At 71.7% G+C, this 21976-nt stretch carries 19 protein-coding genes and 1 pseudogene; 8 read left to right on the forward strand and 12 right to left on the reverse strand.

Features of this window, described 5'->3' with window-relative positions:
- Window positions 1–975, reverse strand: a 975-nt coding sequence (locus tag AB0305_RS18125; protein WP_366173564.1) for a M20/M25/M40 family metallo-hydrolase, incomplete at its 3' end; no start/stop codon positions are given.
- Between the two features lie 182 nt (window positions 976–1157).
- On the opposite strand from AB0305_RS18125, the gene AB0305_RS18130 reads away from it, so the two are divergent.
- Window positions 1158–1775 (forward strand): DUF1684 domain-containing protein, encoded by a 618-nt coding sequence (locus AB0305_RS18130; protein WP_290257869.1) that lies wholly within the window; start codon window positions 1158–1160, stop codon window positions 1773–1775.
- A gap of 4 nt (window positions 1776–1779) precedes the next feature.
- Window positions 1780–2265 carry a GtrA family protein gene (locus tag AB0305_RS18135; RefSeq protein ID WP_290257458.1) on the forward strand — a complete coding sequence of 162 codons (486 nt, stop codon included), beginning with the start codon at window positions 1780–1782 and terminating at the stop codon, window positions 2263–2265.
- A gap of 25 nt (window positions 2266–2290) precedes the next feature.
- On the opposite strand, the gene AB0305_RS18140 is transcribed toward AB0305_RS18135, so the two are convergent.
- The 6 genes from AB0305_RS18140 to AB0305_RS18165 all read right to left on the reverse strand — a co-directional run bounded on the left by AB0305_RS18140 (window position 2291) and on the right by AB0305_RS18165 (window position 8910).
- Window positions 2291–3445, reverse strand: a complete 1155-nt coding sequence (locus AB0305_RS18140; protein WP_364134846.1) for a cysteine desulfurase family protein — start codon at window positions 3443–3445, stop codon at window positions 2291–2293.
- Window positions 3442–4467: a carboxylating nicotinate-nucleotide diphosphorylase gene (nadC, locus tag AB0305_RS18145; RefSeq protein ID WP_364134844.1), complete on the reverse strand. Its 1026-nt coding sequence runs from the start codon at window positions 4465–4467 to the stop codon at window positions 3442–3444. The genes AB0305_RS18140 and nadC overlap by 4 nt, the downstream gene beginning before the upstream one ends.
- Window positions 4464–6284, reverse strand: coding sequence for an FAD-binding protein (locus AB0305_RS18150; protein WP_364134841.1), 1821 nt, complete (start codon window positions 6282–6284; stop codon window positions 4464–4466). The genes nadC and AB0305_RS18150 overlap by 4 nt, the downstream gene beginning before the upstream one ends.
- Window positions 6281–7582 (reverse strand): quinolinate synthase NadA, encoded by a 1302-nt coding sequence (nadA, locus tag AB0305_RS18155; RefSeq protein WP_364134838.1) that lies wholly within the window; start codon window positions 7580–7582, stop codon window positions 6281–6283. The genes AB0305_RS18150 and nadA overlap by 4 nt, the downstream gene beginning before the upstream one ends.
- A complete protein-coding gene (locus AB0305_RS18160; RefSeq protein ID WP_364134836.1) occupies window positions 7579–8289 on the reverse strand; it encodes an NUDIX domain-containing protein in 711 nt (236 codons plus the stop codon). The genes nadA and AB0305_RS18160 overlap by 4 nt, the downstream gene beginning before the upstream one ends.
- A 147-nt stretch (window positions 8290–8436) precedes the next feature.
- Window positions 8437–8910: an Lrp/AsnC family transcriptional regulator gene (locus AB0305_RS18165; RefSeq protein ID WP_364134833.1), complete on the reverse strand. Its 474-nt coding sequence runs from the start codon at window positions 8908–8910 to the stop codon at window positions 8437–8439.
- 172 nt (window positions 8911–9082) lie between these two features.
- On the opposite strand from AB0305_RS18165, the gene AB0305_RS18170 reads away from it, so the two are divergent.
- From AB0305_RS18170 to AB0305_RS18190, 5 genes are all read left to right on the forward strand, one after another.
- Complete coding sequence (locus tag AB0305_RS18170) at window positions 9083–10462, forward strand: amino acid permease (RefSeq protein WP_364134830.1); 1380 nt, start codon at window positions 9083–9085, stop codon at window positions 10460–10462.
- A 126-nt stretch (window positions 10463–10588) separates the two neighbouring features.
- The gene (locus tag AB0305_RS18175) at window positions 10589–11626 is read left to right on the forward strand and encodes a thiamine pyrophosphate-dependent enzyme (protein WP_364134828.1); all 1038 of its coding nucleotides are present in this window, start codon (window positions 10589–10591) and stop codon (window positions 11624–11626) included.
- A complete protein-coding gene (locus AB0305_RS18180; RefSeq protein ID WP_364134825.1) occupies window positions 11619–12647 on the forward strand; it encodes an alpha-ketoacid dehydrogenase subunit beta in 1029 nt (342 codons plus the stop codon). Before AB0305_RS18175 ends, AB0305_RS18180 begins: the two co-directional genes overlap by 8 nt.
- Window positions 12640–12969 (forward strand): biotin/lipoyl-containing protein, encoded by a 330-nt coding sequence (locus AB0305_RS18185; protein ID WP_290257447.1) that lies wholly within the window; start codon window positions 12640–12642, stop codon window positions 12967–12969. Before AB0305_RS18180 ends, AB0305_RS18185 begins: the two co-directional genes overlap by 8 nt.
- Window positions 12970–12973: 4 nt before the next feature.
- Window positions 12974–13801 carry an alpha/beta fold hydrolase gene (locus AB0305_RS18190; protein ID WP_364134822.1) on the forward strand — a complete coding sequence of 276 codons (828 nt, stop codon included), beginning with the start codon at window positions 12974–12976 and terminating at the stop codon, window positions 13799–13801.
- A gap of 13 nt (window positions 13802–13814) precedes the next feature.
- Here the strand turns inward: AB0305_RS18190 and AB0305_RS18195 are convergent, their stop codons facing one another.
- From AB0305_RS18195 to AB0305_RS18205, 3 genes and pseudogenes are all read right to left on the reverse strand, one after another.
- Entirely contained in the window at window positions 13815–14330 is a 516-nt protein-coding gene (locus AB0305_RS18195) for a hypothetical protein (protein WP_364134819.1), read from the reverse strand.
- Complete coding sequence (locus AB0305_RS18200) at window positions 14327–15670, reverse strand: WXG100 family type VII secretion target (protein ID WP_366173571.1); 1344 nt, start codon at window positions 15668–15670, stop codon at window positions 14327–14329. The genes AB0305_RS18195 and AB0305_RS18200 overlap by 4 nt, the downstream gene beginning before the upstream one ends.
- 242 nt (window positions 15671–15912) lie before the next feature.
- Window positions 15913–17246: pseudogene (locus AB0305_RS18205) on the reverse strand (MFS transporter).
- Between the two features lie 340 nt (window positions 17247–17586).
- Here AB0305_RS18205 and AB0305_RS18210 point away from each other — a divergent pair.
- Window positions 17587–18300 carry a helix-turn-helix domain-containing protein gene (locus tag AB0305_RS18210; RefSeq protein ID WP_364134813.1) on the forward strand — a complete coding sequence of 238 codons (714 nt, stop codon included), beginning with the start codon at window positions 17587–17589 and terminating at the stop codon, window positions 18298–18300.
- A gap of 4 nt (window positions 18301–18304) precedes the next feature.
- On the opposite strand, the gene AB0305_RS18215 is transcribed toward AB0305_RS18210, so the two are convergent.
- Both AB0305_RS18215 and AB0305_RS18220 read right to left on the reverse strand, forming a co-directional pair.
- Window positions 18305–19612: an MFS transporter gene (locus AB0305_RS18215; RefSeq protein WP_364134811.1), complete on the reverse strand. Its 1308-nt coding sequence runs from the start codon at window positions 19610–19612 to the stop codon at window positions 18305–18307.
- A 136-nt stretch (window positions 19613–19748) separates the two neighbouring features.
- Window positions 19749–21976 (reverse strand): SbcC/MukB-like Walker B domain-containing protein (locus AB0305_RS18220; protein WP_366173574.1); only part of this gene is annotated, 2228 nt, incomplete at its 5' end.

Consider the following 21976-nt stretch of genomic DNA (forward strand, 5'->3'; position numbering starts at 1 on the left):
GGCGCCGGCGCTGCCGCGCAGCGTGGTGATGGCGACGGTGGTCCGGGTCATGGCGTTGGTCTCGCCGCCGAGCCGGCCGAACAGCCAGGTCAGGGGCGTGCGCAGGCGCTCCACGTGGGCGAACGCCAGCCGCAGCGGGAGGGGCGCGTGCGGGCCGAAGCGGCGCAGCATCTCGGCGGTGACGTCCGGCAGGTGCTGCGGGAACGGGTGGTTCTCGATCCGGGTGATGGCCCGGGCCAGCCGGGCGGTGGCGCCCATCCGGGGCGGCGTGGAGGCGTGGCCGCCGGGATCCCGGGTGAGCAGTTCGACGTCCAGGATCCCCTTTTCGGCCACCCCGACGACGGCGGCCGGGCGGGTAACGCCCGGGAAGGCGCCACCGGCGACGGCGCCGCCCTCGTCCAGCACCAGTGCGGGCCGGACACCCCGTTCGGCCAGCAGCGCCGCGGCGGCGGCGGCGCTGTCCCCGGCGGTTTCCTCGTTGTCGCCGAAGGAGAAGTAGACGTCCCGGGCGGGCGCGAACCCCTCGGCCAGCAGCGCCTCCGCGGCGGAAAGGATCACCGCCAGCTGCCCCTTGTCGTCCAGGGTGCCGCGGCCCCAGAGATGCGTGCCGTCGTTGTGGCCGGAAAACGGCGGGTGGGTCCAGGCCGCCTCGTCCCCGGCGGGAACGACGTCGTAGTGGGCCATCAGCACCGCCGGCCCCTCCAGTCCGCCGGCCGTACCGGTTGTGGCGGGGGCCGTGTTGTCGGTGGGGCTGCTGGTGCGGGGGACGCCGGCCCAGCGGAACAGCAGGGCGCGGCCGTTGACCCGTTCCACGTCCATGGCCGCGTACACCCCCGGGAACAGCCCGGGCAGCGCGGCCAGGAACGCCTCGAATTCGGCCTCGTCGGTCCCGCCCGGGCTACGGGAGGAGACGGTCCGGTAGCTGACCAGCGTGGCGAGGGCATCCGCGACGGCGGCTGTGTCGGTGCTGTGCATGCGCGCCAGTCTAGGCACGGCCGGCCCCGGACGGCCGGAGGCGTCACCGCGCGGGGGGACCGCGGCGCAAACAGGGTTAGGCTGGAGGGATGTCGGAACAGGATCTTGAGGGTACGGATAAGGACGTCCAGTCGGATGCGGCTGCCGGGACGGAGGCCGACACCGGGGACGACGTCCTGCAGATGTCCGCGCTCGACATCGCCGACTGGCGGCTCCGGACCTTCGACCTCTACGCCACCGTCCGGAAAATCGCCGCGGACAGCCCCGCCGAGGCGCACGCCTACTGGCGCCACACCCGCGACCGGATGTTCGTTACCCACCCCGCCTCGCCCCTGACCCGGGCCGCGAAGGCCGAATTCTCCGGCCTTAAGACCGCCGACTACGACCCGATCTACCGCTTCCACGTCCCGATCACCCCGGAAGGGGCGGGACGTGAGATGAACGTCGAGACCGGCACCGACGGCGTCGTCCGCTTTGTCCGCCTCGGCACATTCGACCTGCCCGAGATCGGCCAGCTGGCCGTCTGGAAGCACCAGGGCTACGGCGGCGGTATCTTCGTGCCGTTCCGCGACGCCACCGCGGGACAGCCCGGGGGCAGCTACGGGGCCGGACGCTACCTGATCGACACGATCAAGGGCGCGTTCCACGGGGTGACCGGATCCGGTCCGGACGCCAGCTTCGTCCTGGACTTCAACTTCGCGTACAACCCGTCCTGCGCCTACAACGAGGCCTGGGCCTGCCCGCTGCCGGGCCCGTCCAACCGGCTGGCGGTCGAACTGCCCGCCGGGGAGCTCTACTAGCCGGATGGAACCCCAACTCCAGGCCGACCCGCCCGGGGCCCCCGCTCCCCCGGTCACCCGCGCGCCCCGGCGCCGCGGGCTGCTGCGGTACCCGGTGGTGCGGCAGCTGCTGCGGTTCACCGGCGTCGGCGTGGTGTGCACGGTGACGTCGCTGGCGCTCTTCGCGCTGCTGCGGCCGTGGATCGGACCGCAGCCGGCCAACGCCGCGGCGCTGATCCTGACCTCCCTGATGAACACGGCACTGAACCGGCGGCTGACGTTCAAGATCACGGACACCCACCGGATGCGCCGCGACCACCTCAACGGCCTGATCGTGATCCTGGTGGCGTTGCTCATCACCGGCGGCAGCCTGGGCATCCTGCACTGGGTCAAGCCGGACGCCACCGTGGCCGAGGAGCTCTGGACCACCACGCTCTCCGGCTTCCTCGCCACCGCCGTGCGGTTCACCATGCTGCGGCACTGGATCTTCCGGCGGGCCCGGCACCGCTAAGGCCCTTCGCCAATATAGCCCGGCGTTACGCCCCGAGGGACCGCACGCTGCCGACCGCCCCGCGGACCGCGGCGGCCGCCTGGTCTAGCTCGGCGGCGGTGATGCCGGCGTCGAAACTGAACCGGACCGCCGTCTGCGCCACCGCTGCGGGGATCCCCATCGCCACCAGCACCGGGGAGGGCTCATCGGACCCGGCGGCGCAGGCCGAGCCGCTGGAACACACCACGCCCCGGCGCTCCAGCTCCAGCAGCACCGACTCGCCGCTGGTGCCGGGGAAGCAGAACGACGCCACGGAGGGCAGCCGTTCGGCCGGGTGCCCGGTCAAGACCGCACCCGGCACGTTGGCGAGGACCGCGGCGATGAACCCGTCCCGCAGCGCCGCCACCCGGGCGGCACGCCCGGCCTGGTCCTGGGCCGCGAGCGTCAGCGCCGTCGCCAGCGCCACCGCGGCGGCCACGTTTCCGGTCCCGGAGCGGCGGCCGCGTTCCTGGCCGCCACCGTGGACCAGCGGCTCCAGCCGGGTCCGGCCGCGCACCACCAGGGCACCGCAGCCCTTGGGCGCGCCGAGCTTGTGCCCGGACACCGATAGCGCGGCCACGCCCAGCGCCGCCGCGTCGAGCGGCAGCCAGCCGGCGGCCTGCACCGCGTCGGTGTGCAGCGGGACGCCCGCGTCGGCGGCCACGCCGGCCAGCCGGGCCACGGGCTGGACGGTTCCCACCTCGTTGTTGGCGTACATGACGCTGGCGACGGCGGTCTCCGGGCGCAGCGCCGCGGCGAAGGCATCCTCCGTGACCTGTCCGTAGCGGTCCACCGGGATCACGTCCACCGCGAAGCCGTGCACGCGTTCGAGGTAGCGGGCGGATTCGGTCACGGCGGGATGTTCGACGGCGCTGATGGCAACCCTGTCCAGCCGGGGATCCGTAGCACGGCGGGTTAGCGCGATGCCCTTGACCGCCAGGTTGTCCGCCTCCGTGCCGCCCGAGGTGAACACGATTTCCCCGGGGCGGCAGCCCAGGACCCGTGCCACGGCCGCCCGGGCGTCCGCGAGGGCCGCCGCGGCCGCCTCCCCCAGCGAGTGGTGGCTGGAGGGGTTGCCGAACTCCCCGCTCAGGTGGGGCCAGATGGCCGCCAGCACCTCCCGGCGGACCGGGGTCGTGGCGGCCGCGTCGAGGAAGATCACGGCGTCCCCTGGGCTCCCGGGTCGGGCTGCGGAGTGGTGCCGGAGCCGGCGTCGGTGTCCAGGTCAGTGTTCGGATCGGTGCCCGGTTCAAAGTCCAGTTCAATATCCAGCCCCAGGTCCAGGGCGGCGACGCTGTGGGTGAGGGCACCGATGGAGATCACGTCCACGCCCGTTGCGGCGATCGCGGCGACGGTGCCCAGATTGACGTTGCCGCTGGCCTCCACCCGGGCGCGCCCGGCCACCAGGTCGACGCCGTCGGCCAGCTCCATCAGGGAGAAGTTGTCCAGCATGATGGTATCCACCCCGGCGGCGAGTACCGGCTCGATCTGCTCCATGGTGTCCACCTCCACCTCGAAGTGGGTGGTGTGGCCCAGCCGGGCCCTGGCCTCCCGCAGCACGGTGGTCAGCCTGGCCGGGTCTCCCCCGGTGAGCACGGCCAGGTGGTTGTCCTTGGCCAGGACGGCGTCCGAGAGTCCCGCCCGGTGGTTGCTGCCGCCCCCGCACCGCACGGCGTAGCGTTCCAGGACGCGCAGTCCCGGCGTGGTCTTGCGGGTGTCGGTGATGCGGGCCCGGGTGCCGGCCACGAGGGCGACGTACTCGGCGGTTTTGGTGGCAATCGCACTCATCCGCTGCACCAGGTTCAGGGCCACCCGTTCGGCCAGCAGCACGCCGCGGGCGTCACCGGTGACCCTGGCCAGGGGCGTGCCCGCGTCGAAGCGCTCCCCGTCCGCCAGCAGCAGGCTCACGACGGCGTCCGCGTCGGCGAGTTTCATGGCCGCCGCGAAGACCTGGCCGCCGCTGAAGACCCCGGGCACGCGGGCGGCCAGCACCGCCGTCGCGCGGGTCCCGGCGGGGATGAGCGTCTGGGAGGTGATGTCCCCGTAAGGGGCGTCCTCCGCGAGCGCGGCGCACAGGACGGCGTCGACGGCGGCGGCCGGCAGGGTCCCGGCCACGGCTGCGGGAGCGACGGCGGGGCTCGCGGCCGGGCGGGTGCTGCGGGCGGCCGGGGCGGGTGCTGTCATGACGTGATCCTTTGCTTGGAACGGGTGGCGTGCCGCGGGCCGTGGGCGGGCTGCGGGAGGTGGAGGGACCGGGGCTCCGGGGTGCGCGGGACGGCCGCCGCGGCCTCCGGGTCCGCCCGGAAGTGTGCGCCCACCGAGCCGGTGCGGCGCCGGGCCGCCTCGACGAGGAGGGTGGCGGCCAGCAGCAGGTTGCGGTCCTCGTGGCCGGCCCGGTCCGCGCTCTCCGACACGGTCTCCGGGCGGAGGTCGGACGCCCAGGCGGTGAGCCGGGCCGCCGCGGCGTCCAGCCCGGCGCCCGTACGCGAGACCCCGGCGGCCCGGGTCATGAGCCGGCCCAGGGCACCCCGGGAAAACGCCCCGGGCCAAGTCTCTATACAACCCTCGGGAAAAGCCGGTGTGGTGCCTCCCGATTCCGCGTCGCGCGACAGCGCTGCGGAAGCGTGCGTCAAGGCGAGGCCGCCCGCGGCCGTGGGCCCACACGATCCGGGTTCCCTGACCGAGCTTGCGAGGTTAGGGCGATCGTGGGGAGCACGCGGAGCAGTGCTGTGGTGCGACTGCTCAGCTCCGAGGAAGTCCTCCACGGCCCGGCGCCCGAACACCAGCCCCTCCAGCAGGGAGTTGCTGGCCAGGCGGTTGGCCCCGTGCACCCCGGTGCAGGCGACCTCCCCGGCGGCGTAGAGCCCGGGGACGGTGGTGCGCCCGGCGAGGTTGGTGGCGACGCCGCCCATCCAGTAGTGCGCCGCCGGCGAGACGGGCACGGTCTCTTCCGTCCAGTCGTAGCCGGCAGCGCGCGTGCCCGCACTGATGGTGGGGAACCTTCGTGCCAGGTAGCCGGCGCCGCGGGCGGCCTCGATCCCGCGCGCGTCGAGGTGGACGGCGGTTCCGGCGTCGGCGCCGGTGGCGGCGAGGTGCAGGGCGATGCTGCGGGAGACGACGTCGCGCGGTGCCAGTTCGGCGTCGGGGTGGTAGTCCGGCAGGAAGCGGCGGCCGGCGGCGTCGCGGAGCACGGCGCCCTCGCCGCGTACGGCCTCGGAGACCAGCAGGGCGGGCGGTCCGTCGGGGGTGTCGGCGGTGGCCAGGGTGGTGGGGTGGAACTGGTAGAACTCCAGGTCCCGCACGGCGGCACCGGCGCGCCAGGCCAGGGCCAGCCCGTCGGCGGTGGCGACCCGCGGGTTGGTGGTGCGGGAGAACATCCGGCCCGCCCCGCCGGTGGCCAGGAGCACGGCGTCGGCGTCCAGGCGGTGCCGCCGCCCGCCGGCGAGGTAGGCGACGCCGGTCACCGCCCCGGCGTCCTGGCCGCCGGCATCAGGGCCGTTGAGCAGCGCGGTGGCGAAGGCCCCGGTGAGGACCCGCAGCCGGCCACGGGCTGCCTGTTCCAGCACGGCGGCACCGAGGGCGCTGGAGATCCGGGCGCCCGTGGCGTCACCGCCGGCGTGCAGGATCCGGGCGGCGGAGTGGGCCGCCTCGAGGCCCAGCGCGGGGCCGCCGGTGGCCGCGGCGTCGAATTCCACGCCGAAGCGGCGCAGCCCCGCGATGTCCCGGACCGCCTCGGTGCAAAGCACCCGGACGGCCTCGGGGTCGCTCAGTCCGGCACCGGCGGCGAGGGTGTCGGCGATGTGGGCGGAGACCGAGTCCCCGGTGGACGCTTCCCCGGGGCCCAGGACGGCGGAGATCCCGCCCTGGGCGTAGCCGGTATTGCCGTCCCCGAGCGTCCCCTTGGTCAGCAGCACCGCCTCGACGCCGGGTGCCTCGGCCGCGAGCAGCGCGGCGTACAGCCCGGCGATGCCGCTGCCGATAATGACCAGGCGCCTGGTCACGGCCGCGCCCCCAGCATGCGTTCCAGTGCCACCCGGGCCGGGGCCGCGACATCATCGTCCACGGTGATGCGGTTGACCACCTCGCCGCGGACCAGGGCCTCGAGCACCCAGGCCAGGTATCCGGGGTGGATGCGGTACATCGTGGAGCAGGGGCAGATCACCGGGTCCAGGCAGAAGATCGTGTGCTGCGGGTACTCCGCGGCCAGCCGGTTGACCAGGTTAATCTCGGTGCCGACGGCGAAGACCGTGGGCTCGATGGCGGCCGCGATGGCCTTGCGGATGAAGTCGGTGGAGCCGGCGGCATCCGCGGCGTCGACCACCGGCATCGGGCACTCCGGGTGCACGATCACCTGAACGTTCGGGTACTCGGCCCGCGCCTTCTCGATCTGCGCGACGGTGAAGCGCTTGTGCACGGAACAGAAGCCGTGCCAGAGGATCACGCGGGAGTCCTGCAGCGTCTGCTCGTCGTTGCCGCCGAGGTCCTTGCGCGGATTCCACATCGGCATCTGCTCCAGCGGCACGCCCATGGCCTTGGCGGTGTTGCGGCCCAGGTGCTGGTCGGGGAAGAACAGCACCCGCTGGCCGCGCTCGAACGCCCATTCCAGTACCGTGGCGGCGTTCGAGGAGGTGCAGACGATGCCGCCGTGCTCGCCGCAGAAGCCCTTGAGTGCGGCCGAGGAGTTCATGTAGGTGACCGGGATGACGGGGACCCGGCCGCCGGCGTCCGGTTCAGTGCCGAAGAGTTCCTCCAGCTGCTCCCAGCACTCGGTGACCGAGTCGATGTCCGCCATGTCCGCCATCGAGCAGCCCGCGGCGAGATTGGGCAGGATCACGGCCTGGTCCGGGGCGGAGAGGATGTCCGCGGTTTCGGCCATGAAGTGCACGCCGCAGAAGACGATTGCCTCCGCCTCGGGCCGGGTCAGCGCCGCGTTGGCCAGCTGGAAGGAGTCGCCCACGAAATCGGCGTATTCGACCACCTCGTCACGCTGGTAGAAGTGGCCCAGGATCACGGCCCGGTCCCCCAGCGTGGCCTTGGCGGCGCGGATCCGGGCGTCGAGTTCGGCGTCGGTGGCCCGCTTGTACTCCTCCGGCAGCTGCCCCTGCCGCGGGGTCGACGGCGGGGCCACATCGGCTGCCGAGGCGCCCGGACCGTACGCCGGGACGCCGGCCAGCGCCTCGGCCAGGTCGAAGTCCCAGGGACCGCTGGCCAGCGCCGGACTGCAGGTGGACCCCGCGGCCGCACTAGATGTTGCCTGTTCCCGGGTGATCAGCTGGATTGCCGTGTTGACGCTGCTCATGGTGTGCTCCTGTGGTCGGGATCGAGGCCGGGGCGGCCGGTGTAACGGTAGAGGCGGGGCGGGCGGTGTTTGCCGCCCTGGAGGTATTCGTCGGTTTCTTCGATTTCCGGGGCCGCCTTGATCTGGCGGCGGAAATTCGCGGGGTCCAGTTCGCGGTCCAGGACGGCCTCGTAGACCTCGCGCAACTGGGCGAGGGTGAAGTACTCGCCCAGGAAGTGGTAGGCGATGGGGCCGTATTCGAGCTTGTTGCGCAGCCGCCACAGTGCGTAGTCGACGATCGCGTTGTGGTCGAAGGCCAGCTGGCCGGGCCGGTCCGCCCGTACCCAGCGGACGTTCTCCGACTCGTCGGCGAGCGCCGCCTCGGTGGGGCGCACCAGCGCCCAGTAGACGATAGAGACCACGCGCTGGGTGGGTGAGCGGTGCAGGCCGCCGAAGGCGTAGAGCTGTTCGAGGTAGCTGGGCGCCAGACCGGTGGTCTCGCGCAAGTTCCGGGACGCGGCGTCCTGCAGGGATTCGTCGTGGCTGAGCGGGCCGCCCGGGAGCGCCCACAGGCCCTTGTACGGTTCGCGGATCCGCCGCACCAGCGGGATCCAGAGGGTGGGCCGGCCCGAGGACTCGCTTGGCCGGAGGGCGAAGATCACCGTGGAAATGGCCAATGACGGCGGCGCGAGGCGGCGCTCGCTGACATTTGCCGGTGAGGTGTACATGGTGCTCTGCCCCCGCGGTTCGGGGTCCGGGGCCGGTGGCGGGCGCCGGCCGGACGGCTCCGGCCCGACTGCCGGAGTAGTTATAGTCAGATTGACTAGAACTGATTCTACGCCGACGCCGGCGGGGCACCAAATGGTGACGGGGCGCTACTGCGGGCGGGCCGCGGACTCCAGCAGCGGCAGCGTCCTGCCCTCGAAGTGGGTGTTGAGCACGATCACCGACGAGGAGCGCAGCACGGTCCGCGTGGCGATCATGGCATCCAGGACCCGCTGCAGGTCCGGGTTGGAGCGGGCGGCGATCCGGGCCATCAGGTCCGAACTGCCGGAGACGGTGTGGATCTCGATCAGTTCCGGGATCTGCGCCAGCGCCTCCACGACGGCGTCGTGGCCCAGGTCCTGGTTGATGGTCAGCGAACAGAACGCCACCACGGGGTAGCCGAACCGGGCGGGGTCCGGCTGCGGCACCCAGGAGCCGATCACGCCGGACTCCTGCATGCGATCCAGCCGGGACTGCACGGTCGCCCGGGCGACCTTCAGCACGCGGGAGGCCTCCAGCACCGAGGAGCGCGGGGAATCGGTGAAGAATCGAACAATTTTGGCATCGAGCGCGTCGACGGTCATGGCGGATTCCTCGATTTCGGGCGAAGCAGAAGTACAAACAGCAGAATAACGGCCGGTTTTGAAAGCAAACTGCCACCATAATCTCACGCCAGTGGTTCTTCGGCGCCGCGGCCGGGCGGTAAATTCAAATGGTCCCAAAAGGACATCCCACCACGCAGAGAAGGTCCGCCAGATGACAACGAAGTCCGCCGCGACGGAACCCGGCCGCGAGCTCGGCCACACCATGCTGCCCCGGCAGCTGACCATGATGGGCCTCGGCAGCGCGATCGGCGCCGGCCTGTTCCTGGGCTCCGGGGCGGGCGTCCAGGCCGCCGGCCCCGCCGTCCTGCTCTCCTACCTGGTCGCCGGGACGCTGATCATCATCGTGATGTGGGCCCTTGGCGAGATGGCCGCGGCAAACCCCGTCAGCGGGGCGTTCTCCGTCTACGCCCAGCGCGCCCTCGGCAACACCGCCGGCGCCACCGTCGGCTGGCTCTGGTGGCTGCAGCTGGTGGTGGTGATTGCCGCGGAGGCCCTCGGCGCGGCGGGCCTGCTCTTCACCGTCTGGCCGGTGCTGCCTGTCTGGGCCCTGTCGCTGATCTTCATGGCGGTGTTCACCGCCATCAACCTCGCCGGCGTGAAGAACTTCGGCGAGTTCGAGTTCTGGTTCGCCATCCTCAAGGTCGCCGCGATCGTCATCTTCCTGATCATCGGTGCCGCCCTGATCCTCGGGTTGCTGCCGGACGTGCCGGGGCCTGGGCTGTCGGTTATCACCGCCGACTTCGCGCCCGCGGGCCTGGGCGGCATCGCCACGGCCCTGTTCGTGGTGATCTTTGCCTTCGGCGGCACCGAGATCGTCAGCGTCGCCGCCGCCGAGACCAAGGATCCGGAGCGCAGCGTGCGCCACGCGATCCGGACCGTGGTCTGGCGCATTCTGGTCTTTTACATCGGCTCGGTCTTCGTGATCGCCGCGGTCCTGCCCTCGACGTCGGAGGCGCTGAAGTCCCCCTTCGCCGGGGTCCTGGACGCCGCCCGGATTCCCGGGGCGGGCGCCGCGATCACCCTGGTGGCCGTCGTCGCCCTCCTGTCGGCGCTGAACGCAAACCTCTACGGCGCGTCCCGGATGGCCTTCTCGCTCTCCCAGCGCGGGGAGGCGCCGCGGGTGCTGTCCCGGCTGAACGCCGCCCGCGTCCCGGTGGTGGCGGTGGCGGTCTCGGTGGCCTTCGGCTTCATCGCCGCCGTTCTGGAGCTGCTCTTCCCGGACCGGATCCTGCCGGCACTGTTCCAGCTGGTGGGATCGACCTGCCTGGTGGTCTGGGGCTCGGCCCTGGTCTCCCAGCTGGTGCTGCGCCGGCGGGCCGACCGGGCCGGGACGGTGCTGCCGCTGCGGATGAAGGGGTTCCCGGCGCTGACCATCGTCGGCCTGGTGCTGCTGGCGCTGATCTTCGCCGTCGGCTTCAGCAGCCCGGAGAGCAGCAAGCAGCTGGTCAGCACGTTGATCCTGGTGGCCGCCATCGCCGCGGCCTGCTGGGCCGGGGCCCGGTTCGGAAGGACCCGCCGGACAGACGGCTGACCTGACCGGGGCGCAGCTATACAAGCTGCTACCCATGGAGACGTAGATGCCAGCAGCTTTTGGCAGATTGGCCAGCGTGTTATGGGCTGATTGCTCAACGCCTGGCCCGTGACTAGGGTCACAGCTATGGATACACTCCCGCTTGCGGTGTCCGGCGACGACGCCGCGCCGCTCACCCCCGACCAGCTGCGCGAGCTGTACACGCTGATGGCGGCCGTCCGGCACCTGGACACCTCCGCCATCGCATGGCAGCGCCAGGGCATCATTCCCGGCTACGCGCCCGAACTTGGGCAGGAGGCGGCCCAGGTGGGCAGCGCCTACGCCGTGGACACCAGCCGCGACTTCGTCTTCCCCACCTACCGTGAGATGGGCGTTGCCCGGACCATGGGCGTGGACATGGTGGGCTACATGTCCACCCACAAGGCCACCTGGCACGGCGGCCTCTACAACCCGCTGGAATCCCGGCTAGCCCCGATCCAGGCCGTCGTGGCCGGCTCTGTGCTGCACGCCGTCGGCTGGGCCCACGGTCAGACGCTGGAGAAAGCCGACGGCGTGGCCATGACCTACTTCGGCGACGGCGCCTCCTCCCAGGGCGACGTGCACGAGGCGCTGAACTTCGCCGCCGTCATGAAGTCTCCCGTGGTCTTCTTCGTGCAGAACAACGGCTGGGCCATCTCCGTGCCCACCGAACGCCAGGTTGCCGGCGGCTCCGTCGCCGCCCGGGCGGCCGGCTACGGCATGCCGGCGCTGCAGGTGGACGGTAACGACGTCGTCGCCGTCGCTGAGGCGACCCGCCGCGCCTTCGCCCACGCCCGCGCCGGGCACGGCCCGGTGCTGATCGAAGCCATGACCTACCGGCGCGGACCGCACTCGACCTCGGACGATCCGGGACGCTACCGCTCGCTCGATGAGGAGCGCGACGGCGCCGGCGCGGACCCGCTGGAGCGACTGAAGCAGCGGTTGCTGGCCGAGGGGATCGCCGACGAGGCGTTCTTCGCGGAGGCCCTCGCCGCCGCCAGGGCCGAGGAGGAAGCCATCCGCACCGGCATCCAGGCGCTCGGGTCCCGGCCCGGTGCGGAAATGTTTGACCTGGTCTTCCAGGAACCCACCCCGGCCCTGCAGGCGCAGGCGGCCAACTGGCGCGAGGAGTCCGAACATGTCTAGCCCGACCTTGGAAAGCGGCACCGCCACCACCGCGGCCGCCACGGTCACGATGTCCATGCAGCAGGCCCTGAACCGGGCGCTGGACGAGGTGCTGGCCGAGAACCCGAAGGCGGTGATCTTCGGCGAGGACTGCGGCCGGCTGGGCGGGGTCTTCCGGATCACCGACGGGCTGCAGGCCAGGCACGGCGCGCAGCGGGTCTTCGACACCCCTTTGGCCGAGTCGGGCATCCTCGGGATGTCGGTGGGCCTGGCCATGGCCGGCTTCCACCCCATCCCCGAGGTCCAGTTCGACGGCTTCGCCTACCCGGCAATCAACCAGATCGTCTGCCAGATCGCCCGGATGAACTACCGCAGCCGCGGCACGCTGCCGATGCCGATCACCCTCCGCGTGCCCAGCTTCGGCGGCATCCGCGCACCCGAACACCACGGCGAGAGCCTGGAGGCGCTTTTCGCCCACGTGCCCGGGCTCAAGGTGGTCTCGCCGTCGAACCCCCACGAGGCCTACCACCTGCTCAAGCACGCCGCCACCCGGCCCGACCCGGTGATCTTCATGGAACCGAAGTCCCGCTACTGGCAGAAGGGCGAGGTGGATACCGCCAATCCCGGCTCGCCGGAGGGCGCCAAGGTGATGCGCGAGGGCCGGCACCTGACCCTGGTGGCCTGGGGCGCGATGGTGGCCCGCTGCCTGCAGGTGGCCGAGCTCGCCGCCGAGGACGGGATCGAGATCGAGGTCCTGGACCTGCGCTGGCTCAAGCCGATCGACGCCGCCGCGCTGGCCGCCTCGGTGGGCAAGACGCGCCGCGCCGTCGTGGTGCACGAGGCGCCGCTGACCTCCGGCCTGGGCGCCGAGGTGGCCCAGCTGATCACGCAGGCCTGCTTCGACACCCTCAAGGCGCCGGTGGAGCGCGTCACCGGCTTCGACGTCCCCTACCCGTCCGGGGACCTGGAGGACGAATACATCCCGAACATTGACCGGATCCTCTTCGGCATCCAGCGAGTATTGGAGTACAAACGTGGCTGAACTTTCCTTCCCCCTGCCGGACCTGGGCGAGGGCCTGATCGAGGCGACGGTGCTGGAATGGCTCGTCGCCCCCGGCGACCAGGTGGAACGCAACCAGCCCCTGGTGGAGGTTGAAACCACCAAGTCCGCGGTCGAATTGCCCAGCCCCCAGGCGGGTAAGGTAGTGCGTATTCACGGCGGACCGGGTGAGAAGATCAACGTTGGCGAGCCGCTGATCGTGTTCGAGGTGCCGGATGACACCGCCGGCATCGTGGGCACGGTCCCGAAGGAAGAGGCACCGAAGCGCCGGGTCCGCCTGAGCGCCGTACTTGATGAGGACTGAGGCCATGAGCGGCAGGCACACCGGGGAACAGCACCAGCACACGGTCGAGGGCACCGACCCCCAGCTGTACGTCAACGTGGTCGACCCGCAGGACGACGCCGGCCTCCGCCCTGTGCTGCTGCTGCACGGCTTCTCCTCCTCCTCCAAGCTGAACTGGGAGGACACGGGCTGGATCACCGCCCTCACGCAGGCCGGCCGCCGCGTGATCGCCGTCGACCTTCCCGGCCACGGCCGCAGCGGCGCACCGGAGGACCGGGATTCCTACTCCCCCAGCCGGATCCGCGCCGACCTGCTCCAGATCGCGTTCGACGCCGGCGCGCGGCCCCTGCGCGACGGCGACCCGGCGTCCGGCCTGGACGTGATCGGCTACTCGCTGGGGTCCCGGCTGGCCTGGGAATTCGGCGCCACCCAGCACGAGCTGGTGCACCGCCTGGTCCTGGGCGGCCCCAACGTGGCGGACCCCCTGGCCGCGTTCGACCTGCCCGCCGCGCAGCGTTACCTGGCGGACGGAACCCCGATCGCCGACGACTCCACCGCGGGGCTGCTGAAGATGGCCCAGCTGCTGCCGAGCAACAACATCTTCGCGCTGCTGTCCCTGATCGAGGCGATCAAGGACGAACCCTTCGATCCGGCCGAGGCGGTCCCGCCGATGCCGATGCTGCTGGTGGCCGGTGAGAAGGACGAGCGGGCGGCATCCATGCCCGAACTGGCCGCGCTGGGCAGCAAGGCCGGGGCCCTGGTGGAGCAGCTGGTCCTGCCGGGCCGCAACCACACCAACGCCGTGACCAGCCGGGCCTTCAAGCAGGGGGCCATCGAGTTCCTCGGCGTCTAGGACCTGGCCCCGCTCAGTAGTCGGTCCCGGGGTCGGGCTTGCCCTCCATCTGGAAGCACGCCGACGAGGAGAGTGTGTAGAGCGCGTTCCGCTGCGGGTTGAACTCGATCGAATGCCGGAACCCCTCCCGGCTGACGATCACGAGTTCGGGGATCCCGTTGACGCTGGTCTTTTCCTCCACTGTCCAGCCTTCCTTGCCGGACCACGCGGCCTTGATCTGCTGCAGCAGCCCGGCGCCGTCCGCCTCCGGGGTGAGGACCAGATCCATCGTTCCCGGCCAGTAGTAGCTGTTGGCGTCACATTCGAAAAGGGCGCGGGAGGTCTCCGTCTGGGTCGTCGTCGCGATCTCCGCGGGGGGGACGACCGCCATCAGTTCCTGCTGCTGGCTGCGGGTTGACTGCTTCGCGGTGGTGAGGTCCATGCTGGGGCTCCCTGGATCGGCGGCGGGTGCACAGGCGGCCAGGATGGCAGCCAGGCAGGTAAGGGTCACGGCGGTGGACAGCCGGCGGGCGACCATGGCGGGGCTCATCGCCGGCCGCCGAAAATGAGTTTGGCGACGTCCTCGCGGGCCGCCCGGTTCCGCGCGTCCTGGGCGTTGGCAATCAGGCTGTGGTTGTCGATCTTGGCCATCGGATCCGTGGTGATCTTCACCGGGCCGAGGACGATGTTCCGCGCCGGGTCATCGTAGATGTGCTTGGTGAAGGCCGGATCGGCCAGCGGGTACTTATCCCCCACCAGGCCGAGGCCCTGGGCGGTGGCCAGCGCGTCGAAATCGTAGGCGAAGTGATCATAGGCGGTGCCGGGATCGGCCTTCCATCCCTCCGGCATCCAGGCTCCGGACAACGAAATCTGCCGGTCGTAGTGGGTACCGTACATTTCGGAGGATGCCACGGCGGCCTCGCCCCAGCTGTGGGACACCGCGACGGTGCGGGCGCCGGAGGGGTTCTGGTCCGCCAGGCCCGACTCAAAGGCGGCCAGTTTCCGTCCGGCCGCCTCGCCGAAGGCCTTGTCCGCCGACTGCCGGAAGGTCCCGTCCTGCGGGAACTCGCTGTTCTTGTAGACGAAGGCCGCCGTCCGGCCGGTGGGATCGGACTGCTGCAGGTACGCGGCCATCTTCTGGGCGCTGCCGGCGTAGAAGTCGCCAGCCGTCGCGAACGTGCCGGGCACATAGGTCAGGACCGTTGTGGTGCTGCTGTCATAGTCGCCGATCATCTGAATGAGGTTACCTTTCGCCGGGTCGTACGCCGCCAGGCGGATGTTCCCCTTGACCGTGTTCCTCAGGTATTGAGCCTCCTCCGTCGAACCCCTTCCCTCCCGCTCCAGCTCCGCCAGGCGCGTGCCGGCGGCGACGCGGTTCGCCTCGATCCTGGTGTCGACCGGCAGGCCGTCCGTGTTGCCGGCCGCGTAGGGGTAGAGCCGGAGGAAGTCGGCCCGGCCGGCCGCGTCCAGGCCGGCCCACCACCTTCCGACCTGGTGCGGCGTGAGTGCGGAGAGCGCAGCGGGCGTGAGCAGCACCGACGGCGGCGCGCCGGCCGGGGCGGTTGACGGCGGGCCGGCCGAAGGGGCGGCCCCGCCGGAGGGAGCCGGGGCCCCGGCTGCGGCACTGGCGCTCTCCTGCTGGTCGGCGTGGGCGGTGAGTTCGCGCTGCATCTGCTCCAGCCCCGCCACCGCCCGGGCCAGGGACTGCGCGTGGACGCGGTCCCATTCCGACCGGAAGGCCCCGGCGTCGTGCCCCTGCCAGTAGGCGGACCCGGCGATCTCCGCGCCAAGGCGGCGCTGCAGGGCACCCAGGCTGCCCGCCCCGCTGCCTGCGCGCGCGGCCAGGCTGCGCAGCTGTGCCACGTCCGCGCCATAAAGGGTCCCGGCCACTCAATCCCCCATTAGTCCACACATTGCATACGCGTCGGGCCGCGTCCGGCAGCCCACCGCGTCAGCCTACCGGGATTTTTCCATTTGATGGATGGATAGTGCTCCCCATCGATCCGGCGCGGCAGCCGCCGTCGTGCGCCCGGGGGCCGGGAACAGCGGCGCGGGGCCACGCGCTACCCCTCCGGTGGTACCGGATGAGCGCACGTGACCCCGCACGGTGTGCTGCCTGCCGGCAGCCGCGCCTAGTGGTGGCTGCTGACGCCCAGCGGGCGTCCCTTGGTTTCCTTGGCCAGCACGACGCCGACGGCGGAGATGACGCAGAGGATCATGATGTAGATACCGATCGAGCCGGTCCACTTGGTGCCCTGCAGCAGTGCCTCGGCGATGGTGGCCGCAAAGGCGCCGCCCAGGATCGCGCCGAAGGCGTAGCCGATGGAGATGCCCGAGTAGCGGACGTTGGCCGGGAACATTTCGGCGTACATCGCGGACATCGGACCGTAGGACAGGCCCAGGCCCACGGTGAGGACGAACAGGGCGATGCCGTAAAGCATGATGTCCTTGGTGTCGATCAGCGCGAACATCGGGATCATCCAGGCGAACACGATCGCGTAGCCGATCAGGAAGGTCTTGACCCGGCCGATCTTGTCCGAGAGCCAGCCGCCGACCAGGGTGAAGATAGCCAGCCGAAGGACGCCAGCGTGGTGGCCAGCAGGATCTGCGGGGTGGGCATCTTCAGTGTCTTGGTGGCGTAGGAGATGAAGAAGGCGATCAGCAGGTAGCCGGCGGCGTTGTTGCCGATGAAGATCAGCGTCGAGTAGAGGACGGCCTTCTTGTGCTTGCGGACCAGCTCGCCCAGCGGCGCCTTGCTTTCCTCCTTGCGCTCCTGCATCTCCTTGAAGACCGGGCTTTCGGCCACGGCACGGCGGATCAGGTAGCCGACGACGATCAGCACGATGGAGAGCAGGAACGGCACCCGCCAGCCCCAGCTGGCGAAGTCTTCCTTGGACATGCCGGTGTTGAGGAAGTAGAGCAGGCCGGTGGCGAGGATCATGCCGACCGGGACACCGATCTGCGGGTAGGCGCCGAAGAGTCCGCGACGGCCGGCCGGGGCGTGCTCGACGGCCATCAGGGCCGCGCCGCCCCATTCGCCGCCGGCGGAGAAGCCCTGGATGACGCGCAGCAGGATCAGCAGGACCGGGGCCCAGAAACCGATCTGTGCGTAGGTGGGCAGCACGCCGATCAGGGCGGTGGCTGCGCCCATCATCACCAGGGTGAAGACGAGCATGGCCTTGCGGCCGAGACGGTCGCCGAGGTGGCCGGCGATGATCGCGCCGAGGGGACGGAACAGGAAGCTGATGCCGATCAACGCGAACGAGAGGATCTGGGCCAGGCCCGGGTTGGAGGCGTTGAGCGGGGCGAGGAAGAGCGGGGACAGCAGCGTTGCTGTGAGTTGGGCGAAGATGAAGAAGTCGTACCACTCGATGGTGGTACCGACCAGCGTCCCGGCGAGGACCTTGCGTTCCTCATGTTTAGTGCTGGGGCCCGCCGCTGAATCGACGGTTGAAGTTGCGGTCATTGGAACTCCGTTGCTGGGGCAGAGGTACTGCCAGTGGGTGCTAAGTGTTGCTGTGCCTACCGATTTACTGATCGAACGGTCAGTTAGTATCGTGAGCCTACTACAAAAGTTGTGATAAGGCACACATTTTCGGTTGATGACGAGCCGATGTCGGTTCGGTGTGCTGTTCTATATTTGAACTTGCTGTTCATATATGGAACACTGCTGTGACACGCTACTGCACTGTGACCCCGCGCACAAGGGGCGCCCGTCCCGGCACGCCGTTACGGTCCCCTGCCGCCGTCGCGTCGCAGGAGCGGGCCGTGCGAACTTAGGAGCCGTGCAAATTTAGGATGGGCACATGACCCCCAACGCCGGCGTCCAGGCGCCCCCGTCCCAGACCCTCTCCCGCGGCATCCGCGCGCTGGAGATCCTCGCGGACGCCCCGGAACCCATGACCATCGCGGAACTGGCCGTTGCCATGGGAGTCCACCGCTCGGTGGCCTACCGGATCCTGCGGACCCTTGAGGACCACTCCCTGCTGGTCCGCGACGACGCCGGACGGGTCCAGCCCGGGCCGGGGCTGGCCGTCCTGGCGCGCGGGGTGTCCCGCAACCTGCAGACGGCGGCCCTGCCGGAACTGACCCAGCTGGCCAACTCCCTGGCCATGAGTGCCTTCCTGGCGGTCTGGGACCGGGATGACTGCGTCACGCTGGTCACCGTCGATCCGCGCCACGCCGGCCCCGCCGTCGTCCAGCACCCGGGATCGCGGCACCCGATCAACGCCGGCGCCCCCGGGATCGCCATCCAGTCCGCCTACACGGAGGACGAATGGCGTGCCCTGGCACCGGCAGTGCCGTACCGGGCCGAGGCCGCCACGGCCCGCCGGCTTGGCTACGCCGCCAGCCACGACGAGGTCATCCCGGGCGTCTCGTCCCTGGCCGTCCCGGTGCGCGTGCCCGGCGGGCGGCCGGCGGCCCTGGCCGTGGTGTACCTCAGGGCCGCCCAGGATCCCGCCGAGGTGGCCGCGGCCCTCGCCGCCGGCGCCGCCCGGATCGAGGCCCAGCTGGGCTGAGCCCCTAGGGCCGCCGGCGAAGGACGACGGCGGCGGCTGCTCCCAGCAGGAACAGGGCACCGGCCGCGCAGACAGGCACGATGAACGCCGTGGAGTAGCCGGCGGTCTGCGCCAGCTGGCCGGCCACGGAGGAGCCGATGGCCGTGCCGGCGACAATCCCGCTGGCCAGCGCGGTCATGACGGTCCCAAGCCGTCCCGCCGGCGCCACCAGGCCGCCGATGCCGAAGACTGTGACCATCAGCGGTCCCACCGGCAGGCCGAGGACCAGCAGCACCGCGATCATCGGCGGCAAGGAATCGGGCAGCAAGAGCAGCGGCGCGAGGGCCGTCATCAGGCCCGCGCAGGCAAGCCACCGGGCGCGGAGCCCGATCCGCCGCGGCCAGTACGCCACGGACAGGGCGGCCGCGGCGGAGCTCAGGCCCATCACCGCGTAGAGCAGGCCGGCCAGTTCGGAGCCGGCGAACCCGGCGGAGAACGAACTCAGCGACGTCTGGGTGGCGCCGAAGAAGGTCCCCATGCAGACCATGGCCAGAACGGGCACTGCAATCGCGACGGCGGCCCGGAGCCGGGCGGCGGTGGAGGACGGCGCCGCGGCGGCGGGGATCCCGGGCTCCTGCGTCCGGCGGGTGCGGGGCACGGCGAGGTGCGTGGGGTGGACGGCGAAGGCGGGCACCAGGGCCAGGGTCAGGACCGCGGCGATGGCCAGGGGCAGCCACGGGCTGAGCAGGCTGGCGATGAGGCCCACGAGCGCGGGGCCAAGCACGAAGGTGATCTCGTCGGCGGTGCTCTCGTAGGACAGTGCCGTGTCGAGGTCCCCGGGCCGGCCGGAGGTCAGGGCCATCCAGCGGACCCGGGCGAGCGGTCCCACCTGCGGGCAGCTGGCGCCGGCGATCAGGGCGGCGGCCAGGACCGGCGCGGCGGCGGCGAGGTCACGGGCGTCGGGCACCAGGTAGGCGGCGAGGATCAGGGCGGTCACGGCGGCGGCGTTCAGCAGGGCGGCGACGATCAGGACGCGCCGCTGGCCAAGACGGTCCGCGAGCGCGCCGAAGACGGGGGCGCCGGCCGCGGACCCGATCCCGACGGCGCCTGCCGCGGCACCGCCGACGGCGTAAGAGCCGGTGACCGCGGTGACGAGGGTGAGCGCCCCGACGGTGAGCATCGCCAGGGGCAGGCGGGCGGCAAGACCCAGGGGGATGAAGCCGCGCCCGGCGAGAACGGGGAGCCGGGCGAACCGGCCGCCTCGCTCCTGCTTCTGGGCCGGGGCGGAGACATCCGGGGACGCGTGAGGCGTCGATGAGGCTGAGGGGTTCATGGTTTCCGGGTTCGCTAAGAGGTGCGCATCGTCCCCCCTCCCGATGCGCGCGACCCGGTGACCGTCCCAGTATATCGGGCGGCACGTGCCGTGGCCTCCCCCGGGACGGCGTTCGAAGGGCAACTCCCGGCCGGACCTAGGCGGGCACCTCGTCGGAGATGTGCAGGGTCGATCCGTTCCGGCCCTTCACAACCTGCAGCTGGGTGGTGATCCGCTGCTTCATCTCGGCGACGTGGCTGACAAGGCCCACCACCCGGCCGCCGTCCCGGAGACCCTCGAGGGCATCCATGACCTGTTCCAGGGACTGCTCGTCCAGGCTGCCGAAGCCCTCGTCCACGAAGAGCGTCTCGATGTCCACGCCGCCGGATTCCATCTGCACCACGTCGGCCAGTCCGAGGGCGAGCGACAGCGACGCCATGAAGGATTCGCCGCCGGAGAGGGTGGCGGTATCCCGCCGCTGGCCAGTCCAGAGGTCCACGACTTCCAGACCGAGGCCGGACTTCTGCCCGCGGGAGGCCTTCGCGTCGGTGTGCTGGAGCGTGTACCGGCCGTCGCTCATGCCGATCAGCCGCTCGGAGGCCGCGTCGGCCACCTGCTCCAGCCGGGCGGCCAGAACGTAGCTGTTCAGGCTCATGCGGTAGCTGTTGTCGCCGCCGCCTCGGGCAGCCTCGGCCACAGCGGTCAGCAGCGCCGCCCGCTCCCGCGGTTCCCGGCCGGCTTCGGCCAGTTCGCTGTAGCGGGAACGGAGACCGGCCAGGGTCCGTGCCGAGGAGGCGGCCAGGCCGGCGGACACCCCGGCTTCCCGGGCCGCGTCCAGCGCCGCGACGGACTCGGACCTGAGCTGTTCGAGGGCACCGGCGGGGACCGGTCCCTGGTCGGCGAGTTCCGCGGCGGCCAGGACCAGGTCCTCCCCCGCGAACAGTTCCTCGAGGCGCGCGGTTTCGTCCCGTCCGGCACGGACCGCGGCTTCCAGGTTGGCGGCTTCGCGGGCGGACAGCAGCATCTCCCGTGCGGCGTTGGCGGAGTCGAAGCCGGCGGCGGGCAGGGCCTGCTCCAGCCGCTCCCGGGCCTCCGCTGTCCGGGCTTGTGCCTGCGCCAGGCTGACGGCGGCCGCGTCGGCGTCTTCGAGGAGGGCAACGGCCGAGTCCACGGCGGCGATGCGGCCGGCCAGTCCGGGGTGCCCGCTTCGGAGGCCCAGCAGGGTGGCGTCGAGCTCGGCGGCCTGGGTGTCCACCTCGACCACGGCGGCACGGGTCCGGGCCAGCTCGGCGGCGGAATCCTCCCCCGCGTCCTCGAGGGCGGAGATCTCCTCGTCCAGCCCCTCGCAGCGGTTCCGGGCGGCTTCGAGGTCTGCGGCAGCCTTCGTGGCCTCCGCGGCCCGTTCCCGGGCGCGCCCGGCATCGCTCAGCGCGTCCTCGAGGGCCGCGTCCCCGCCCTGGGCGGCGAGGACGGCCAGGTGTTGGCGGGCGTCGGCGAGTTCGCGGTCGAGGTCCTCGAGCACCGCTTCGGCCGCCTCGGCGGCGGCCTGGGCTGCCTGCTCGGCGTCGGCTATGGTCAGCGCGGAGGCCGCCAGCGGTGCCGGCGCGGGGTGGTCGGGGCTGCCGCAGACAGCGCAGGGCTCCCCCGGGTGCAGCTGTGCGGCCAGTTCGGCGGCGGCGTTGGCCAGGCGCTCCTCGCGGAGGTCCAGCCAGGCCTGGCGGCGGTCCTGGTGGGTGTCGCGGGCCACGCGGCGCCGCTCGGCCAGCCTGTCGCAGTCCTCCGCGGCCGCGGCGTGCCGCTTCACGACGGCCACGAGTTCGTCGGCCGCGTCGGCTTCCTTGACCCGAAGCTGGAGGTCGGCCGCCGCCTCTTCGAGCGGGGCCAGGGCATGCCGGAGCCCGAGGGCGTCCGCCCGGAGCGCTTCCAGCCGCGCCGCGGTGGCCGTGCCGGTGTCGGTGAGCCGTTCGACGTCCCGGTGCAGGCCCGCGGAGCGCGTGCGCAGGGCGGCGAGCCGTTCTTCGTCCGGCATCCGTTCGGCCAGGACGGCCCGGAGGCTGCGCAGTCGGGTGACGCCGGAGCGGAGCGCGGCGGGGTCGGGCCCGCCCTGGTGCGGGGCCAGGTCGGGCAGCGCCGCCAGTTCGGGATCGGTGGCAGCTGCGGCGTGCAGGACGGTGGCCGCAGCCTGGGCAGCTTCCCCGGCACGGTCCTCGGCGGCGGTGGCGCCGTCGAGGGTGTCGAGGTGTCCGCCCAGGACTTCCGCCTTACGGTGCCGGGCAAGCCGCTCTTCGGCGGTGCGCAAGTCCGGGGCAGCCGCCTCGGCCAGCTCCCGCCGCTGCCGGGCGGCCGTGAGGCGGGCCTGGCGGGCGGCCCGGGCCGCGAGAGATT

The organism is Arthrobacter sp. NPDC080086 (genome assembly GCF_040702285.1).

What these genes read in the sequence shown, in the direction of transcription:
- AB0305_RS18130 (WP_290257869.1), top strand. Translation starts at nt 1,158, where the DNA reads ATGTCCGCGCTCGACATCGCCGACTGGCGGCTCCGGACCTTCGACCTC.
- AB0305_RS18135 (WP_290257458.1), top strand. Translation starts at nt 1,780, where the DNA reads ATGGAACCCCAACTCCAGGCCGACCCGCCCGGGGCCCCCGCTCCCCCG.
- nadC (WP_364134844.1), bottom strand. Translation starts at nt 4,467, where the DNA reads ATGACAGCACCCGCCCCGGCCGCCCGCAGCACCCGCCCGGCCGCGAGC.
- nadA (WP_364134838.1), bottom strand. Translation starts at nt 7,582, where the DNA reads ATGAGCAGCGTCAACACGGCAATCCAGCTGATCACCCGGGAACAGGCA.
- AB0305_RS18160 (WP_364134836.1), bottom strand. Translation starts at nt 8,289, where the DNA reads ATGTACACCTCACCGGCAAATGTCAGCGAGCGCCGCCTCGCGCCGCCG.
- AB0305_RS18165 (WP_364134833.1), bottom strand. Translation starts at nt 8,910, where the DNA reads ATGACCGTCGACGCGCTCGATGCCAAAATTGTTCGATTCTTCACCGAT.
- AB0305_RS18170 (WP_364134830.1), top strand. Translation starts at nt 9,083, where the DNA reads ATGACAACGAAGTCCGCCGCGACGGAACCCGGCCGCGAGCTCGGCCAC.
- AB0305_RS18175 (WP_364134828.1), top strand. Translation starts at nt 10,589, where the DNA reads ATGGATACACTCCCGCTTGCGGTGTCCGGCGACGACGCCGCGCCGCTC.
- AB0305_RS18180 (WP_364134825.1), top strand. Translation starts at nt 11,619, where the DNA reads ATGTCTAGCCCGACCTTGGAAAGCGGCACCGCCACCACCGCGGCCGCC.
- AB0305_RS18190 (WP_364134822.1), top strand. Translation starts at nt 12,974, where the DNA reads ATGAGCGGCAGGCACACCGGGGAACAGCACCAGCACACGGTCGAGGGC.
- AB0305_RS18195 (WP_364134819.1), bottom strand. Translation starts at nt 14,330, where the DNA reads ATGAGCCCCGCCATGGTCGCCCGCCGGCTGTCCACCGCCGTGACCCTT.
- AB0305_RS18210 (WP_364134813.1), top strand. Translation starts at nt 17,587, where the DNA reads ATGACCCCCAACGCCGGCGTCCAGGCGCCCCCGTCCCAGACCCTCTCC.
- AB0305_RS18215 (WP_364134811.1), bottom strand. Translation starts at nt 19,612, where the DNA reads ATGAACCCCTCAGCCTCATCGACGCCTCACGCGTCCCCGGATGTCTCC.